Here is an 18,202-nt window from a genome sequence, read left to right as displayed (position 1 = left end):
CAATTTGGAAGAGAGCCATTTAACTAAGGACATATTTACAATCTATGATGCTTCAATATCATTGATTTAATAGTTATAAAATATTTTTAATTAAATGTGTCATCACTGATTAATAATAGAATTCTAATTCTTGTTTTAATTCATCTACATATTCTTTTGCACCTGTAACAATTAATCTGTCTCTATATCTTAATTGTGTATCACCGTGTGGCACTATAGATTCATTATTGCGTATAATACGAACAAATATAATATCTCCACCAAATGGGAAGTTACGTAATTGCATATTTTCATATTTATAATTAAGCATTTGTATTTCATAAAGTGATGTTTCTACATTACTTAATAAGTTAAGCATATTTGGTGTTTCAATCAAACCTTTTAGTAATATCTTATTACTTTGATAACTACTAAATATTTCAACACCTAATTGTTTCAATTCACTGTCATCACTTGTACTTTCTAAACGACAAATGACACGAGCTACTTGATGTTCTTTGGCTAATTTAGCAACCTTACGATTAATATCATCGTCATTGGTAGCACAAACTACGATATCACGTTTAAATAAACCTAAACGGTCTAAAATATCGTATTCATAATCAGCGATTTCAATCATTGTTATATCATTCGATAGCTGTCTATTATCGCTTAAATCTTTACGATAATATAAAGAAATATCATACAGTTGAGATGTTAAATTTTGAGCGATTGGTATAGTTAGCTGATTTTTACCGATTAAGCTAACTTCAATTTTACGATTAAATTCGTCAGGAATCGGGAACATTTTTTTGAAGATAATGGGTACAAAAACACAAGTAATCACTGCACTCAAAATTAATATTCCTGAAGTTTCTGCTGAAATTGTATTAAGACGCTCTGAAATTTTTGCAGCTGCGATAACTAAAGACAAGGTTGATGTTAATAGAAAAGCTGAAGCAATCGTAGTCTTCATATCAAACCATCGTCTAATAAATAATACTGGTATGAGCTTAGAAATAATAAACGCTATTATTAATATTGGAATGATGATTAATAATGACGGCTCTTTTATTAATGATGGGATATTCAAATCTACACCGACCATAATAAAGAATATAGGTATAAAGAAACCATAGCCAAATGAATCCAACTTCTCTACCATCTCTTCATCTGGGTTTAATAATGATACTACTACACCTGCTAAAAATGCGCCTAAAATATTTTCAGCACCGACACCTTCAGCTAAAGCAACTAACAGGATAATTAATGCAAATACAGCACGAATACCTATTTGAGTTGTACCATCCATTAACTTTTGTAAAAATGACATTTGCTTAAATCGAACACCTAATATATAGGAAATCGCTGTAAAAACAACTAATATGCCAATCAACCAAATCGTACTACCACCTTGGCCATTAATTGCGCCATAAACAGTTAGTAAGACCATCGTGATTAAATCGGCCAATACTGCTACGAGTAAAATAAATTGACCAATCGTTGTACGCATAATGTTCATTTCTTTTAACGTTGGTACAACAACCCCTAATGAAATCGTAGAAATAATAATGACCATTAATAAAACATCATCTACTAAACCTAACCATTTAAATATATACGCTAAGAATATAGAAACAATCATAATCAGGGAAAAGACAGTCAAGGCCAAAGTTAAATGACCTGGCATCTCTTTCTCATCACTATCTTGACCTTGTCTTGCTCTTTTATCCTTCTTAAATGCTTTAAAATCAATTTCCAAACCACTTAAAAACATTAAAAAGATAAAACCTAATGTGGAAAGGATATTTAAAATAGAATCTCTTTCGACTAAATTGAGAAACGAATTACCGATAATAATCCCCATTAATATTTCGGCAACTACAACTGGTAAAAAGTTAATATTTAATCGATTAACAATGATTGGAGTTAAGAATGCTGCTACAACGACGATAACTAAAGATACAAACTCCATAATTCCTCCTTAAGTTAAATAAGCCATAAATGAAGTTGCTAAACCGAAGTAAATCAACATACTAATAATGTCATTAATTGTTGTAATAAATGGTCCGCTTGCTACTGCTGGGTCAATTTTTAATTTGTTCATTAATAATGGAATCATAGAACCAACTAATGTACCAACTGTCATGGCACAAGTTAAACTACCACCAACAATAAGTGCTAATAATGGTTGATGATATATGGCAACGATAATAGTGAATAATATAGTAGCACATACGAGTCCTGATAAAATTCCACTGCCCGCTTCACGTAAGGCAATCTTAAATTTACTTTGTTCATTAATTTCACCAGTAGTAATATTACGAACTGATACAGCTAGTGATTGTGTTCCTGAGTTACCAGACATACCACTGATAATTGGTATAAATGCCGCTAATAATGCTACTTTTTCTAAAGTTGCTTCAAAACTACCTAAAATAGTAGCAGTTATCATACCTAAGAACGTTAAAATAATTAACCAAGGTAAACGTTTGGCTGCTGTTTTAACTACTGAATCATTCGTAGAGTCGATATCTGATACACCGGCTAAACGAGAGTAGTCTTCACTAGCCTCTTCATCCATAACATCTAAAATGTCATCAATTGTAATAATACCTAATAAATGATCTTGATAATCAACAACTGGTACGGCCATAAAATCATAATCTCTAATTGTTTGAGCAACATTTTCTTGGTCTTCAGCAACATTAACACTGATAACTCTTTCACTCATGATATCTTCAATATAAGCATCATTTTCAGCAACAATTAAATCTCTTAATGATAATACGCCTACTAATTTATCTTCATCATTAATAACATAAATAACATAAATCGTTTCAGCATCAGGCGCCTGTTCTTTAACATGTATCAAAGCTTCTTTGACAGGTGTATGTGCTTTTAAAGATAAATATTCGGTAGTCATAATACCGCCGGCAGTATCTTCATCATAATGTAATAATGCTTTAATTTCATTAGCGTCATCTTTATTCATCAATGTCAATAAACTAGCTACTTTAGATTTAGATAACTCATTTAAAATATCTACTGCATTATCGTATGACATTGCTTCTAAAATATGACTAGCATATGTAGCATTCATTTTATCAAATAACTGCTCATATTCTTCATCATCGATATCTAATTGATCGAAAAAGTCTGCTACTTCTTCTGGTGATAAGAAGTGAAATATTTTTTGTCTATTTTCCTCAGTGGTATCTTCAAAATACTCACTTTGTTCATAAGTATGCATAGATAAAAATTCTTCACGAAATTCATCAATATTATTATTGTCTAACTCTTGGTCTAATAACGTTTTGTTATATAGTTCCTCTTGACTACTTTCTCTATTTTCTGTGTCAATAGGCATGCTTACACCTCCATAATTATTATATATTTCTAAACAACTTTAAAATTTGCTTATAGTCAATAGTAATCGAAATTTGTTTTTTTTCAATAGGATGATCAAATAAAATTCCAGAACATTGTAACGTCTGTCCTTGTATTGTTGGATGCGTACCTCCATATAAATCATCTCCAACAATTGGATGACCTATATGTTTAAAATGCACTCTAATTTGATGTGTTCGTCCAGTATGTAGGTGAATTTGACAAATACTGTAATGATGATTGTGTGCTAATGTCTTATAAGATGTCTTTGCGTATTTACCTTCTTGGGCTACTTCTCTCGTAATAATACTATTTGGAGAGCGTTTGATATTTGCTTCTATTACGCCACTACTATCAGTTTGACCGTTAACTAACGCAATATAAGTCTTTTGTAATGTCACTGTAGAAAATAAGTGATGAATATGACCATATTTAGCAAATATGACTAATCCTTCTGTATCTCTATCTAAACGTGTAACAATATGTGGATTAATATCTTCACCTTTGTTGCGACAATAACTCAGTACTTGTTCTATCAAACTATAATGTGGGTGTTCTCTTGAGGGCGTACAGTTTTGTTGTTGATATTTTCTAACAACTAATACGTACGGATCTTCATAACAGATATCTAATTGCTTATTATAAGGTTGTAAATTACTACTTGGCTGTTCTTTAGGCAAATGAATTTGTAAAATATCTTGAGGACAAAGCATTTTTCTAACAGTAACTGGTTGTCCATTAATAATTAAAGCGCCATTTTGTTTGATGGCGCTCACAGTCTTTTTAGAAAATTGATGTCTTTTTAACCATTCTTTTAACAGTTCTGGGTGTGTTATTTCATGTGTGAAAATCATCTATCATCATCACTTGAAATGAATGAATCATGTACTCTTTTCCAGAATGGGAATGGTTTAAAACGTGCAAATCTAACTTTTTCATTAGCTACACGATATTGTATTGAGTTAACATTTTTATGTTTGATACTTACATGATCAATCGTCATTCTAATAGTATCGTGATTGACTGGTGATATTAAACATGTATGATGTTTAGGTAAAACTAAAGGTGATCCAACTGTTCTAAAGACACGATTATTAATAGAGGCAATTTCAGTAATTTGCATTGCCTCTAGCGAAGGATGAATTAAAGCACCACCCAAGGCTTTATTATAAGCAGTTGAACCAGATGGTGTAGAAATACATAGACCATCTCCTCTAAAGCGTTCAAAATGTTTACCTCTTAAATTAACATCAACTACTAATGTAGAGCCATTTTCAGTTTTCATTGTAGCTTCATTTAGAGCCAAGTATCTTGTTTCATAGCCATTATCATTATAGCGTACTATTATTTCTAATAATGGATATTCAATCACTTGAAATTCCGAATTATTAATTTCAATGATTAATTTTTCAACTTCATGCGGCAGCCAATCAGCATAAAATCCTAAATGACCAGTATGTACACCTACAAAAGCTACACTTGATAACATATGACTATATTGATGAAAGGCTTGAAGTAATGTGCCATCTCCACCAACCGAAATGACAATTTCTGGATTTTCACTGTCTTCAATCATGCGGAAGTCTTTCATATAATTAATCATTTTATGCTTTAAGGCATTAGATTTAGAATCACCTTTAGTTAAAATTGTATAGCGCATGATTTTTACACCTCATTAATCATTTTCGTGTTTTTTAGCACGTTTTTGACTGTAATATTTTTGTGCTTCTTGAATTTCATCTTTGATTTCTGACATTTCTTCATCTAATAAGTATGCAGCTTCGGCTGCACGTTCCAAACGATGCTGAATTTCATCAGGATAATCACCATCATATTTATAACGTAGTGTATGTTCAATCGTAGCCCAAAAATTCATCGCTAGGGTACGAATTTGAATTTCTGCTAATATTACTTTTTGACCATTTAAAGTTTCAATCGGATATTCAATGATGACATGATATGAACGATAACCACTTTGTTTCGTATTTCTAATATAGTCACGTTCTTCCACTACTTTGAAATCTTTACGTTGTTTCAAAATATTAACAACCACATCAATATCTTCTACAAATTGACACATAATTCTTAAACCTGCTATGTCATACATTTCTTCACGTAAACGATCAAAAGGTATTTGTCGTTTATTCGCCTTATCGATAATACTTGAAATAGGTTTAACACGACCTGTGACAAACTCAATTGGAGATGCATATTCGCCTATTTCATATTGTTTACGTAAACCTTTAAGTTTAATTTTCAATTCATTTACCGCTTGTTTATACGGTGTTAGGAATTGATCCCATTGATTCATAGTGATTCACCCCACTTCATTCAATGTTGAAGATATCTTCAACAGTAGCAACAAATTCTTTACCGTAATTATTATTACCTTTAATATTATCTAAAATATAATTTAATTCATGATGAAATTCTGTTAATTCCAATTCATCATTAATCATTATTTTCTTCGTCATGTTTTCATGAAGCATGGTCCAGGTTTCTTGAACAAAAATTAGGTATGAATATGCTTTGCCGTCATCTAATGTATATGCAAAAGCATAATTATCACTATCAACAAGCATTTGCCCTACTTCTTTCAGACCTGTGATTGAGTCTTCTGAATAACAATAAAGTCCATCTTCTTTTACTTTAATTTCATTGATATAAATACGCATGCTTGTTCCTCCTTATTCCATAATATTTTAACATAATTCAATTCTACAAAACACTTTGAGACCCTATTTTCATTATCGAAAAATAGGTATTTTCTTTAACTGTTATTACTTTTAAATTTTCCAAATGTCATTCATAATATGGTTAATTATTCATTTAATATTTGAGGTGTATGTACGATATGGCAATCAATCACGAAATTGAATTCAAACAAATTTTGACTCAGCAACTTTATTCACAAATAAAACAACATTTTTTTAGTAATGCTCACTTATTCAAACAAGTTAATTATTATATTGATACACCTGACTTTAAACTGAAATCACATCGCTCAGCATTACGTATAAGGGTGAAAGATCAATGTTACGAAATGACTTTAAAAGTACCCGCATCTACTGGTTTAACCGAATATAATCATAAAGTAACTATCGAACCAGAGCTTGATAAAGAAATTAAATTGAACGAATTACCAACAGATATTTACCAAATTATTACCGAAACATTTGGTATTAATAATGACTCACTTATTATCTTAGGTGCATTAACAACTTATCGAATGGAAGTAGCTTATGATGGTGACTTACTTGTCTTAGACAAAAGTGAATATTTAGGAATGACTGACTATGAGCTTGAATTTGAAGTTAGTGACTATGATACTGGACTAGTTAAATTTCAAAAATTATTACATCAATTTGATATTCAACATCAACCGCCATTAAATAAAGTACAACGATTTTTTATGCAAAAAGAAAAACTTTCAAACAATATATTGTAAATAGACAAATATGCATATTTCTTTCAAAAGTATAAATTCATGTTATATTAGATATATATTTAATGACTTAAAAGTAAGTCTATATACGGTAGATTGTTTAGTCTCCGTTAACAAGAATTAATGATAAATTAGGTGAGTTTATGACAGAAACACCATATGACATTATTGGTAAAGATGCATTATATAAGATGATCGACCATTTTTATAGACTGGTTGAACAAGATGATAGAATAAATCATTTATTCCCAGGCGATTTTGCGGAAACAAGTCGCAAGCAAAAGCAATTTTTGACCCAATTTTTAGGTGGACCAAAATTGTATACAGCAGAGCACGGCCATCCGATGCTAAAAAAAAGACACATGGAATTTATAATTACCGAATATGAACGTGATGCATGGTTAGAAAATATGCATCAAGCAATAACTGAAGCTAATTTCCCTTTAGGCGTGGGAGATTATCTATTCGAAAGATTAAGATTAACAGCAAATCATATGGTAAATTCCTAAAATTAATTGTAGGTGAAAAGGCATGACTGAAGAATTAAGAATAATGGAAAATAAGAGTCGTGAAGATGTTGATCTATCACCTGTAAGTAAAATTGAAATTTATTCATTTTTTGATCCTTTTAGCCCAGACTGTTTTAAATTATCTGCAATCTTATCAAAGCTAAGAATTGAATATAATCAATATATTCGTATTAGACATATATTGAATCCTTCAATAAAGGTATTAACAAAATGCCAAGCACAAAGCACTTCAGATTTTGATAATATTGCCCTAGCATATAAAGCAGCTGAACTTCAAGGGCGTTTAAAAGCTGAGCGTTTCATTCATTTAATGCAAAATGAAATTATTCCTAAACGTGACATAATAACTGAAAATATGATATGTGACTGTATTAAAAATGCTGGTATCGATATAAACGTTTTTAATGAAGATTTACAAAAGAGTAAATTAACTGAGAGTCTCAAAATAGATTTGCATATTGCACGTGAAATGGAAATTGAACAAGCACCATCTTTAGTATTTTTTAGTGAGGATGTTCATGAAGAAGGATTAAAAGTTGAAGGTTTGTACCCTTATCATATATATACGTATATTATTAATGAATTAATGGGTTCTCCTATCGAAAAGAAATTGCCACCAAAATTAGAAACATATATTCAACAACAACAATTAGTTACTATGGAAGAATTATTGACTATTTATGAGTGGCCGGAGAAATTACTCAATAAAGAACTTAAAAAATTAGTATTGCAACAAAAAATCGAAAAATTAAAATATCCAGATGGAGATTTTTGGAAATCAAAAATGCCTAAAATTAATACAAAATGTTTTTAAATATTGAATAAAGCCCACGGTACTTAGTTGTATGAAGTGAACCCCAAAAGTTAGACCTAAAATCTAACTTTTGGGGTTCACTTCAGTATCGTGGGCTTCTTATTATTTAATTTCATTGTTTTATAAAGAAATCAATCAGTGCTCATAAATCTTTTTGTGGTTTATTTTATATTAATGGAGCACAATTGTTTTTGAATAATAAAATGTATAAAAAATGTATAATCTAGACCTTCATTCTAATGGGTACAAAAAAAACGCCGTGTCTGATTACACGACGCTAAACAAAGGGGATGGGAGAAATTTTCTCACTTCAAACAAAGGGGTATGTTTGTTATGTGATTAATTTCATGTTCATAATATAACACGCTATTAGCCCCTTTTCAACCTTTTAAATATAATAATTACAAATTGTCACAAACTGTTCAAATTGTAAGCGAATTCAATTATGTTAAGCTTTCATTAATTTTTCAAATGCATCTAATTTCTGCTCAAATACTTCACATGCTTGTTCAATTGGTTCTGGTGTTGTCATATCTACTCCAGCATTTTTTAGTATTTCAATAGGATAATTTGAACTACCTTTTTTCAAGAATTCATTAATATATCTTTCAACTGCTGGCTTACCTTCTGTCAAAATTTGATGACTTAAGCTTTGTGCAGCACTATAACCAGTAGCGTATTGATATACATAATAATTCATATAAAAATGTGGAATACGTGACCATTCTTTGCTGATTTCCTCGTCAGTATCAACTGCATCGCCAAAGTATAGTTTATTTAATTTTGCATATTCATCATTCATACGAGTTGGCGTTAATGGTTCGCCGTTTTCTTCAATTTGATGAATTTTATGTTCAAATTCTGCAAACATCGTTTGACGGAATAATGTAGCTCTAAAACGTTCTAATTCCTGATTTAATAGTAATAATCGTTTATCATCATCTAAATGTTTATCCATATAATCACTAAGCAAAGCTTCATTACATGTTGAAGCCACTTCCGCAACAAATATTGTATAATCACTTAGATTTGACGGTTGGAACTTTCTGCTGAAGTAACTATGAGCTGAATGTCCAAATTCATGAACTAATGTATATAAATCTGAAATTGTATTAGACCAATTCAGTAGAATGAATGGATTAGTTAAATGAGCACCTGAAGAATAGCCACCTGAACGTTTACCTTTATTTTCATAAACGTCGACCCAACGATTATCCAAACCTTCTTTGACGACTTCTAAATATTCTTCTCCCATTGGTTCTAAAGCTTTTAACATCCATTCTTTTGCTTCTTCATACGGCATATTAAATTGAATGTCTTTTACTAATGGTGTATAGAGATCATACATTTTTAAATCATCAATACCTAAAAGTTCTTTACGTAATTCAGTGTAACGATGTAGTAATGGCAGATATTTATGAACTGTTGACACTAAATTATCATAAACTTCTTCTGGAATATGATTATTACTTAAAGCACGTTGTCTAGCACTTTTATAGTTATGTGTACGCGCATTAAAGACATTTTTCTTAACCTCACCAGCTAAAGTAGCACCTAACGTATTATTGTGCGCACCGTATGCTTTATATACATTTCTAAAAGCACTTTCTCTTAATACTCTATCATCTGATTCTAAATATTTAATAAATGTGCCCTGCGTTAATGGATGTGCATGACCATCATTGTCAATGGCATCTTCAAATTCTAAATCAGCATTACTAAACATGCCATATACATTTGAAGGTGTAGACAATGCATCTTGAGCCTCTGTTAATAGCTTTTCAGTATCAGCATCTAATATATGCGGTCTTTTTTCATTAATTAATTTCAAATCAAAAGCATATTGTTGTAACTGTTCATTTGATTGTATAAATTCTTGAATTTTAGCTTCATCTATTTGTAATATTTCAGGTACTAAGAAGCTCCATGCTGAACTAAATTTTATAATGAGTTGATGTGCATTTGACTCCATGCCAATATATTTATCATTGGTAGTGTCTTGATCTTGTTTGAGATGTGCGTATACATAAACTTTCTCTAGTTTAGTACCAATTTCATCTTCTAATTTTAATGCTTGATATAATGTCTCAGCATCATCGCCCAAGTGACCTTTAAATTGTTGTTCTTTACCTAATTCATTTTCAACTTCCTTGAACGCTTGTTCATACGCTTGATCATCTTCAAATATTGTTGATAAGTCCCAAGTATATTCAGGATATTTACGTTCCTGTTCTTCTCTAGTTAATTGTTGACTCATTTAAAGTAAACCTCCTAATAATAATCTAATTGCTTCAATTTTCTCATTTTAGTGCAGAATTTGCACGTTTTTACACCTTTGATTAATAATATCTAAGTAACTTTGCTGACATTGATCTATAATGTCATTTTTACAATAATTATGATAAATAAATTTTCTAAATTTAAATATTGGCAATACATCTTTATTAGTAAGCAGTTGCTTATTAGCTAGTAAGTGCCAATTTAATTGCCATTCTATAGGGTGAGTTTCAATATAAAGTTGCTGTGGGAAAATATAGCCAAATCTTTCAACAATATCATTGTCATTTAACCTTAGTTGATACATAGCACTTAATGTTGGCTGCAATACTGAATTTTGTTGTCGACAACGACGAAGATAATTGAATATATATTTTGATGATAATTTATAAGGAACTGCTGTTGAAGTTGTCATATTTTGTAGAATCGCATGAGGTCGTATACTTTGCTTTTGACAGTAAAAAACTTGCCCGCCTATATGTTGCAAATTCGATAATAAATAAAATGTTCTTTTATTACTATTATAAGTGAACATCGCTCTTACATGTGGTTGAATAAATGATGTTAAAAATCGACTTAATTTAACCTTGTCATTAATGACATCCGTATCTTTTACTATCCATGTTACTTTATAACCTAATCGTTCTAATCCTCTAGTTCTAGTTATGATATCCGTAAATGATATCGTCGATAATTGCAATTCAATCACATTTGTTTTGTTAATAATTAAATCAGGCACTTGTCTAATAACCTTTAAATGTGGCTCAATTTCTACGTCATATCCCAAGCGACTAAAATATTGTGCGAGTAATAGTTTCGCATAATAATGATTAACTGATTCATTAGCATAACAGTGCTTAGATTGATTACTTTGATGTGCGAAATGCGCACTATACTTTAACCCCTTTTTTAAAATGACTGGTTTAAGACAAACAGGACAAATGTATCTTTCTTGTTTAGAAGCATGCATAGCTAGTGTACGTCGTCTATCGTTATTCAATGCTATTATCATTATGTCACCTCTACTTTATTTCACGAAGTATGACATCGTTTTACTTTATATTTATAAAATAAAATGCTCATTTGATTACATTGAATAAGATATTAACTAAGATGATTTACTAAACTTAGGCAATACAAAAACAAGACACACTTAATTAAAGTATGCCTTGTCCATATTTTATAATTAACTTGATATCTTTATTCTATGGTATCAGGGAAATAACGTCTAACTTGTGATGCAACATTATGACTCATAATAATTTTTGCATAGTCATTCAAGTAAACTTCAGTTTTATCAGTTGGGAATGCATATTCTAGCAACTGACTATAACTATCATTAATAACAAATTGATTTACACTATCATCAAAATGTACTGCATAATAATAAGTTGAATCAATCATATATAGTAAATCTTCGAAATCATCTGTAACTGGGTTACTATGGTATGCAAAATCAATGACGTCTTCTAAGTCATTAAATTTAACAATCACTGTTCGAGCATTAGCTTGTCTACGTGCTTTTTGACGCTGAGAAGCTTGCTCTTTTTTATCTTTATGACGTTGCTCAAATAACTCTTCTATTTGATCGTCATCTTCTAAAGATTTGGCTAATAACTCTTGAACTTGGTTATCGAATTGGTCATTACCATCATCAGTCATACTCATCACATCATCATTTTTAGATTTAGAAATTACAACTTCGACACCTTTTTCAAAGGCATGTACTTGTATCCATAATGGACCTTCAACAACAAAATCTTCTTCTTCGTTAACTTCATCCATCACTGACCAAAAGAATTCTTCACCACGCTGACGATTAGTCCATAAATCTTCTCGACTATATCCGCGTGCTTCGATATCACTATATGTTATAAATAATTTTACAGTTGTGTCATCAACACGTTCTATTCTCATATCATCTCACTCCTTACAGTCGATGAATAGTAACCATATTGTATTAAACTCATCAGCAAAATACAATTTTTTTGTTTGATTAAATTTAACTAAAATATTTGATAATCATCATAACACATAACAGGACCTTAAACTATTTTAATGATTACTTACTAGTATTACTTTATTTAAAAACTGTAAAAAAGCAACACTATAGTATTATATAGCGTTGCTTAACATATCTTTTAGTAAAGTAATACACATAGTTATATGGTTATTAGTCAACCATACGTTGTGCTTCTTGTAATTGGAACGTACGAACTTTTCTTGGTAAGAAACGTCTAATTTCGTCCTCGTTATATCCAACTTGTAAACGTTTATCGTCTAAAATAATTGGACGACGTAACAATCCAGGATTATCTTGAATGATTGAATACAAATCTTGTAAAGGTAATGAATCAATATCTACATTTAATTTTTGGTACGTTTTAGAACGTGTAGAAATAATTTCATCAGTACCATCTTCAGTCATTTTTAATATTTGTTTAATTTCGTCAATTGTTAAATGTTCAGAAAAAATATTACGCTCCGTATACGGAATGTCATGTTCTTGTAACCATGCTTTCGCTTTACGGCAAGATGTGCAACTTGGTGAAGTAAATAATGTTACCATACATCTCACTCTCCTATTGAATGAATAAAATTCATTGATTAAAATTTAGTTATAGATCAAGAAAAAAACATTTTTTTCTAAAATTCTTAATCGTTACTATTTATTATAACCGTCTAACATTAAAATTAAATGAGAAAATCCTAATTTTTCAAATAAATATTAAAATTTATTTGCTCTCATAAAACTATTAATTAGTTACATGGTATAGATACATTTTAACATATCTTACATTTTTAAGAAATACTGTTATAATGATAATTATTAAATTATTTAGAAGGTAGGAATTTACATGGAGACATTATTTTCAGGAATTCAACCAAGTGGCATCCCTACCATTGGGAACTACATCGGAGCTTTAAAACAATTTGTCGATGTTCAAAACGACTATGATTGTTATTTTTGTATTGTAGACCAACATGCGATAACGATGCCTCAAGATCGCTTAAAATTACGTAAGCAAATTAGACAATTAGCTGCTATTTATTTAGCTTCAGGTATTGATCCAGAAAAAGCAACATTATTTATCCAATCTGAAGTACCAGCACATGCACAAGCTGGTTGGATGTTAACAACAATATCTTCAGTTGGCGAGTTAGAACGAATGACACAATACAAAGATAAAGCCCAAAAAGCTATGGAAGGCATTCCAGCTGGTTTGTTAACTTATCCTCCATTAATGGCTGCAGATATTGTACTTTATAATACCAATATTGTTCCAGTTGGTGAAGATCAAAAACAACATATCGAATTGACTAGAAATTTAGTTGATCGTTTTAATAGTCGTTATAATGATATATTAGTTAAACCAGAAGGCCGTATGCCTAAAATTGGTGGACGTGTAATGAGTTTACAAGACCCTACTCGTAAAATGAGTAAAAGTGATGATAATACGAAAAATTTTATCTCTTTACTTGATGAACCAAATGTTGCAGCTAAAAAAATTAAAAGTGCTGTCACTGATTCAGATGGCATTATTAAATTTGATCGCGATAATAAACCTGGTATTAGTAATTTAATTTCTATTTATGCTGGATTAACTAGTGAAACAATTCAAGACATTGAATCAAAATATACTAACGAAGGTTATGGTAAATTTAAAGGTGATTTAGCAGACATTGTTAAAGCATTTTTAGTTGATTTCCAAAATAAATATAATGAATTTTACGAATCTGATGACCTTGATACGATATTAGATCAAGGTCGCGACAAAGCTCAAAAAGCTTCATTCAAAACATTGAAAAAAATGGAAAAAGCAATGGGACTAGGTCGAGTAAGAAAGTAATTAATAATATGAAACTGGTAGCTAAATGATTTAAACAAATCTTTTAGCTACCAGTTTTTTTGCGTTTATTTCAAATATAAGTTTAACTACACTTTTTTATTGGCAAATTTGAGTCTTGAATTTATCTATAACCCTCACAACTTATAAATTTAAATTCACAGCAAAAAGACTGGAGTCTTGTTGCTCCAGCCTTCAAATGCATACTTACCATGTTATTTTTTCTTCTTGCCTGTTTCTCTATCAATTGATTTATCGATGTATGCTTCTTTTAAAGAATAATCTCCACCCATTTGATGATAAACAATATTTTTAACCTGAGGATTTTTCAATGATGTTGTACCTTTTTGGTAAATTGGAGCAACAGCCGCATCGTCTAACAAGATATACTCTGCTTTTCTCATAGCATCAAATCTTTCTTCAGGTTTACGTAATAATTTACCGTTGGCATCATCTAATAATTGATCATATTCTTTATTACCCCATCCGGTACCATTTTGAGATCCTCCTTTTCTCATTGTATCTAAGAATGTCAGTGGATCTGGATAATCAGGCCCCCATCCGGATAAAGACATAGAATAATTCATAGATAATTCTGCTTCTACCCTTTGTTTAAATGGAAGTTGCTTAATTTTTACAGTAACACCAGGTAAATTATTTTCAATTTGAGATTTAATGAACTCCGCTGATATTTTAGAATCAGGTGTATCTTCTGTATTAAGAGTAAAAGTAAATTTATTTTTACCAAGTTCTTTTTTAGCTTTAGCTAAATGTTTTCTTGCATCTTTAACATTAAATTTCAAAGGTGAATCGATTGTACTTGCAAAATCCTTACCGTCAGGAGTGTCGGCTACACCTCTCGCTGTAAAACCATCAAACGGTTTCGCTCCCGTATCTAAAACTTTATCAACATATGCTTTCTTATTAATAGATTTAGCAACAGCTAATCTCATATCTTTATTTTTAAATTCTGGTTGCTCTTTTTCATTTAACTTTAAGAAAAATGTAGAACTCAGTAATCTTTTAAAAATAGCTGGACTATCTTTATATTTTTGCACCTGTTCTGCTGTAATTCCTGCAGAATCAATAGATCCTGTATCATACAATGAAGCACCTGCTTGTTGATCTTTTAAAATTTTATAATTAACTTTATCCAATCTAACTTTCTTTTTATCCCAATAATCATTATTTTTTACTAATTTAATTTTATCTTCTACTTTCCATTCATCTAATTTAAATGGACCATTAAATACTACTTTTTCAGCTGAAGTACCATATGATTTACCATACTTTTTAACAACTTTTTCATTTTGTGGCATAAACGTTCCAAATGCTAACATTTCTTGGAAATATGGTATTGGTTTAGTTAATTCAATTCTAAGTGTATAGTCATCTAATGCCTTAACACCTAAGTCTTTAGGTTTTTTACCTTTTTTATTTAAATTGATATCTTGTGCGTTTTTTATATCATACATAATATATGCATATTCTGAAGCTGTAGATGGGTCTACAGCTTTTTGCCATGCATAAACGAAATCATGTGCCGTAACAGGATCTCCATTACTCCATTTGGCATCTTTTCTCAATTTAATTGTCCAAGTTTTATCACCATTAGTTTTCTTAGGAGCTTCTTTAGCCACACCCGGAATGGCTTTATCATCTTTATCTAATGTATATAGTCCCTCAAATACTTGATTATATATTGTAAATGAAACGTTATCTGTAGCTAAAGCAGTGTCAAGTGTATTCATATCAGCGGGTGTAGCTACTCTATAAGTTTGTCCAGAATCATCATATAAACTTTTTCCTGAAGCACCACCACATGCAGTTAATAACAATGATAATGTTAATAATATTGTAATTATTTTAATCTTTGCCATATCTTTTATCCCCCTTCCTTATCATAATGATCCAGTCATTTCAGATTGTCTTAATTTTTCAGCTTCTTCATCTGTGACAAATACATAATGTTGTGGTCTAATTTCATGCAATTGTCTTAAATGATTATTTGCTTCATCATCTTCATAAGATAATCTCTGACGTGTACGTTCTGTGTCTGGATCTGGTTGAGGAATCGCTGATAATAAAGATTTTGTGTAATCGTGTAATGGATGATTATATAAATCATCTGCCGGTCCTAATTCAACAATTTTACCAAAATGCATCACTGCAATACGATCTGAAATGTATTTAACCATTGATAAATCATGAGCAATAAATAAGAATGTAATACCTCTTTCACGTTGTAATTTCAATAATAAGTTAACTACTTGTGCTTGAATTGATACGTCTAAAGCTGAAATAGGTTCATCAGCAATAATGAACTCAGGTTCCACTGCTAAGGCACGCGCAATGCCAATACGTTGTCTTTGTCCACCTGAAAATTCATGAGGGTAGCGGTTAGCATGTTCTTTACTTAAACCAACCGTTTCTAATAAATCGTAGACACGTTTTTTACGATCACGTTTATCACTCGCCAAATGATGAATATCAATACCTTCAGCAACAATATCCATGACTTTTAATCTCGGATTTAAAGAAGCATATGGATCTTGGAAAATCATTTGAATCTTCTTATTAAATTTCAATAAATCTTTGCGTTTCTTTATCTTTTGTATATCTACACCTTCGTACAAAATTTCTCCACTTGTGATGTCATTTAATTTAATAATGGATTTACCAGTAGTAGATTTACCACAACCTGATTCACCAACTAAACCTAATGTTTCCCCTTTGTATATATCAAATGAAATATTTTCTACAGCGCGTACTTCATTCTTTTTACCTTCATTAAAATATTGCTTTAAATTTTTAATTTCTAGTAGTACTTCTTCACTCTTCATCGAACGACACCCTTTCTACTTTTTGTGGTTTATCGAAATTATTAGGCATCGGTCTCACTCTTTGTTTAACCATCTCTGGCAACTCAACTTTAGGTGAACGTTCATCTAATAACCAAGATTTCACAAAATGTGTTGGTGACACTTTAAACCAAGGAGGATCTTGTTTAAAGTCAATATCCAAAGCATACTTACTACGTCTTGCAAATGCATCCCCTATTGGAGGATGTAATAAATCAGGTGGTGTTCCTGGAATAGCTAACAACTCTGTGTCATTCGTTGTTGATAAATCTGGCATTGAAGACAGTAGTCCCCATGTATATGGATGCTTAGGATCATAAAATATTTCATTTACATCTCCAGTTTCAACCATTTGACCGCCATACATCACAGCTACTCTGTCAGCAATATTAGCTACAACACCTAAATCATGTGTAATAAATATAATTGATGTATCAATTTTATGCTGTAACTCTTTCATTAAGTCTAATATTTGTGCTTGCATTGTTACATCTAATGCTGTTGTTGGTTCATCAGCAATTAAAACTTTAGGTTCACATGCTAGTGCAGTAGCAATAACAATTCTTTGTCTTTGACCACCTGAGAATTGATGTGGGTATGCTTTAAATCGTTTTTCAGCATTAGGTAAACCTACTAAATTTAAAATTTCTAATGCTCTCTGTTTAGCATCAGCCTTATTATAATTTTTATGTTTCATCAATGGTTCCATAACTTGTTTACCTATTTGCATTGTTGGATTTAACGATGTCATAGGATCTTGGAAAATCATTGATATCTCTTTCCCACGCAATTTAATTAATTCACTTTCAGGTTTTTTAGCTAAATCTTGACCTAAAAATAAAATTTCTCCCTGTTTAATTCTGCCAGAATCCCCTTGGAATAATTTCGTAATGGCTTTAGTCGTTACTGATTTACCTGAACCTGACTCACCAACGATGGCTAATGTCTCCCCTTTATTCAAGTAAAAATCAACACCTCTAACTGCTTGCACTTCCCCTGCTGTAATGTCAAAGGAAACATGCAAATCATTTACTTCTAATACTCTTTCAGTCATATGC

The 18,202-nt window shown here is 30.9% G+C and carries 17 protein-coding genes; 4 read left to right on the top strand and 13 right to left on the bottom strand.

Annotated features, from left to right (window positions below):
- Window positions 1-109: 109 nt before the first annotated feature.
- The 6 genes from J3R86_RS04120 to J3R86_RS04095 are packed head-to-tail and all read right to left on the bottom strand — an operon-like array spanning window position 110 to window position 6,044.
- Window positions 110-1,954 carry a monovalent cation:proton antiporter family protein gene (locus tag J3R86_RS04120; protein ID WP_207518171.1) on the bottom strand — a complete coding sequence of 615 codons (1,845 nt, stop codon included), beginning with the start codon at window positions 1,952-1,954 and terminating at the stop codon, window positions 110-112.
- A 9-nt stretch (window positions 1,955-1,963) separates the two neighbouring features.
- Window positions 1,964-3,349, bottom strand: coding sequence for a magnesium transporter (gene mgtE / locus J3R86_RS04115; protein ID WP_207518170.1), 1,386 nt, complete (start codon window positions 3,347-3,349; stop codon window positions 1,964-1,966).
- A gap of 19 nt (window positions 3,350-3,368) precedes the next feature.
- Window positions 3,369-4,223 (bottom strand): RluA family pseudouridine synthase, encoded by an 855-nt coding sequence (locus J3R86_RS04110; protein WP_207518169.1) that lies wholly within the window; start codon window positions 4,221-4,223, stop codon window positions 3,369-3,371.
- On the bottom strand, window positions 4,220-5,029 hold the full coding sequence (locus J3R86_RS04105) for an NAD kinase (protein WP_207518168.1): 810 nt from the start codon (window positions 5,027-5,029) through the stop codon (window positions 4,220-4,222). Before J3R86_RS04105 ends, J3R86_RS04110 begins: the two co-directional genes overlap by 4 nt.
- 15 nt (window positions 5,030-5,044) lie before the next feature.
- A complete protein-coding gene (locus J3R86_RS04100) occupies window positions 5,045-5,680 on the bottom strand; it encodes a GTP diphosphokinase (RefSeq protein WP_002462505.1) in 636 nt (211 codons plus the stop codon).
- A 16-nt stretch (window positions 5,681-5,696) separates the two neighbouring features.
- Window positions 5,697-6,044 carry a UPF0738 family protein gene (locus tag J3R86_RS04095; RefSeq protein WP_207518167.1) on the bottom strand — a complete coding sequence of 116 codons (348 nt, stop codon included), beginning with the start codon at window positions 6,042-6,044 and terminating at the stop codon, window positions 5,697-5,699.
- 179 nt (window positions 6,045-6,223) lie between these two features.
- Here J3R86_RS04095 and J3R86_RS04090 point away from each other — a divergent pair, with 179 nt between their 5' ends.
- From J3R86_RS04090 to yjbH, 3 genes are all read left to right on the top strand, one after another.
- Complete coding sequence (locus J3R86_RS04090) at window positions 6,224-6,817, top strand: CYTH domain-containing protein (protein ID WP_207518166.1); 594 nt, start codon at window positions 6,224-6,226, stop codon at window positions 6,815-6,817.
- 140 nt (window positions 6,818-6,957) lie between these two features.
- On the top strand, window positions 6,958-7,323 hold the full coding sequence (locus J3R86_RS04085) for a globin domain-containing protein (RefSeq protein ID WP_207518165.1): 366 nt from the start codon (window positions 6,958-6,960) through the stop codon (window positions 7,321-7,323).
- A 22-nt stretch (window positions 7,324-7,345) separates the two neighbouring features.
- Entirely contained in the window at window positions 7,346-8,158 is an 813-nt protein-coding gene (gene yjbH, locus J3R86_RS04080) for a DsbA family protein (RefSeq protein WP_207518164.1), read from the top strand.
- 448 nt (window positions 8,159-8,606) lie between these two features.
- Here yjbH and pepF read toward each other — a convergent pair whose 3' ends face one another.
- The 4 genes from pepF to spxA form a co-directional block, all read right to left on the bottom strand.
- Window positions 8,607-10,415 carry an oligoendopeptidase F gene (gene pepF, locus J3R86_RS04075; RefSeq protein ID WP_207518163.1) on the bottom strand — a complete coding sequence of 603 codons (1,809 nt, stop codon included), beginning with the start codon at window positions 10,413-10,415 and terminating at the stop codon, window positions 8,607-8,609.
- Window positions 10,416-10,463: 48 nt separating this feature from the next.
- On the bottom strand, window positions 10,464-11,447 hold the full coding sequence (locus tag J3R86_RS04070) for a competence protein CoiA (protein WP_207518162.1): 984 nt from the start codon (window positions 11,445-11,447) through the stop codon (window positions 10,464-10,466).
- A gap of 188 nt (window positions 11,448-11,635) precedes the next feature.
- Window positions 11,636-12,352 (bottom strand): adaptor protein MecA, encoded by a 717-nt coding sequence (gene mecA, locus J3R86_RS04065; protein ID WP_207518161.1) that lies wholly within the window; start codon window positions 12,350-12,352, stop codon window positions 11,636-11,638.
- Between the two features lie 256 nt (window positions 12,353-12,608).
- Window positions 12,609-13,004 carry a transcriptional regulator SpxA gene (gene spxA / locus J3R86_RS04060; protein WP_002464239.1) on the bottom strand — a complete coding sequence of 132 codons (396 nt, stop codon included), beginning with the start codon at window positions 13,002-13,004 and terminating at the stop codon, window positions 12,609-12,611.
- A 289-nt stretch (window positions 13,005-13,293) separates the two neighbouring features.
- Here spxA and trpS point away from each other — a divergent pair, with 289 nt between their 5' ends.
- Window positions 13,294-14,286, top strand: coding sequence for a tryptophan--tRNA ligase (trpS, locus tag J3R86_RS04055; RefSeq protein WP_207518160.1), 993 nt, complete (start codon window positions 13,294-13,296; stop codon window positions 14,284-14,286).
- A gap of 212 nt (window positions 14,287-14,498) precedes the next feature.
- Here the strand turns inward: trpS and J3R86_RS04050 are convergent, their stop codons facing one another.
- From J3R86_RS04050 to J3R86_RS04040, 3 genes are read right to left on the bottom strand one after another with little or no spacing between them, the layout of a single operon-like run.
- On the bottom strand, window positions 14,499-16,163 hold the full coding sequence (locus J3R86_RS04050; RefSeq protein ID WP_207518159.1) for a peptide ABC transporter substrate-binding protein: 1,665 nt from the start codon (window positions 16,161-16,163) through the stop codon (window positions 14,499-14,501).
- A gap of 21 nt (window positions 16,164-16,184) precedes the next feature.
- Window positions 16,185-17,126: an ABC transporter ATP-binding protein gene (locus J3R86_RS04045; RefSeq protein WP_207518158.1), complete on the bottom strand. Its 942-nt coding sequence runs from the start codon at window positions 17,124-17,126 to the stop codon at window positions 16,185-16,187.
- Complete coding sequence (locus tag J3R86_RS04040; protein ID WP_207518157.1) at window positions 17,116-18,198, bottom strand: ABC transporter ATP-binding protein; 1,083 nt, start codon at window positions 18,196-18,198, stop codon at window positions 17,116-17,118. Before J3R86_RS04040 ends, J3R86_RS04045 begins: the two co-directional genes overlap by 11 nt.
- Between the last annotated feature and the right edge of the window lie 4 nt (window positions 18,199-18,202).

Source organism: Staphylococcus simiae (genome assembly GCF_017357005.1).
GTDB classification, from domain to species: domain Bacteria; phylum Bacillota; class Bacilli; order Staphylococcales; family Staphylococcaceae; genus Staphylococcus; species Staphylococcus simiae_A.
Note: the sequence above shows the minus strand (reverse complement) of the source record. Positions and strands in the feature narration are given on the sequence as shown.

Bases quoted from the DNA above. Each gene is read 5' to 3' on its own strand.
- J3R86_RS04120 (WP_207518171.1), bottom strand. From the start codon at position 1,954: ATGGAGTTTGTATCTTTAGTTATCGTCGTTGTAGCAGCATTCTTAACT.
- mgtE (WP_207518170.1), bottom strand. From the start codon at position 3,349: ATGCCTATTGACACAGAAAATAGAGAAAGTAGTCAAGAGGAACTATAT.
- J3R86_RS04110 (WP_207518169.1), bottom strand. From the start codon at position 4,223: ATGATTTTCACACATGAAATAACACACCCAGAACTGTTAAAAGAATGG.
- J3R86_RS04105 (WP_207518168.1), bottom strand. From the start codon at position 5,029: ATGCGCTATACAATTTTAACTAAAGGTGATTCTAAATCTAATGCCTTA.
- J3R86_RS04100 (WP_002462505.1), bottom strand. From the start codon at position 5,680: ATGAATCAATGGGATCAATTCCTAACACCGTATAAACAAGCGGTAAAT.
- J3R86_RS04095 (WP_207518167.1), bottom strand. From the start codon at position 6,044: ATGCGTATTTATATCAATGAAATTAAAGTAAAAGAAGATGGACTTTAT.
- J3R86_RS04090 (WP_207518166.1), top strand. From the start codon at position 6,224: ATGGCAATCAATCACGAAATTGAATTCAAACAAATTTTGACTCAGCAA.
- J3R86_RS04085 (WP_207518165.1), top strand. From the start codon at position 6,958: ATGACAGAAACACCATATGACATTATTGGTAAAGATGCATTATATAAG.
- yjbH (WP_207518164.1), top strand. From the start codon at position 7,346: ATGACTGAAGAATTAAGAATAATGGAAAATAAGAGTCGTGAAGATGTT.
- pepF (WP_207518163.1), bottom strand. From the start codon at position 10,415: ATGAGTCAACAATTAACTAGAGAAGAACAGGAACGTAAATATCCTGAA.
- J3R86_RS04070 (WP_207518162.1), bottom strand. From the start codon at position 11,447: ATGATAATAGCATTGAATAACGATAGACGACGTACACTAGCTATGCAT.
- mecA (WP_207518161.1), bottom strand. From the start codon at position 12,352: ATGAGAATAGAACGTGTTGATGACACAACTGTAAAATTATTTATAACA.
- spxA (WP_002464239.1), bottom strand. From the start codon at position 13,004: ATGGTAACATTATTTACTTCACCAAGTTGCACATCTTGCCGTAAAGCG.
- trpS (WP_207518160.1), top strand. From the start codon at position 13,294: ATGGAGACATTATTTTCAGGAATTCAACCAAGTGGCATCCCTACCATT.
- J3R86_RS04050 (WP_207518159.1), bottom strand. From the start codon at position 16,163: ATGGCAAAGATTAAAATAATTACAATATTATTAACATTATCATTGTTA.
- J3R86_RS04045 (WP_207518158.1), bottom strand. From the start codon at position 17,126: ATGAAGAGTGAAGAAGTACTACTAGAAATTAAAAATTTAAAGCAATAT.
- J3R86_RS04040 (WP_207518157.1), bottom strand. From the start codon at position 18,198: ATGACTGAAAGAGTATTAGAAGTAAATGATTTGCATGTTTCCTTTGAC.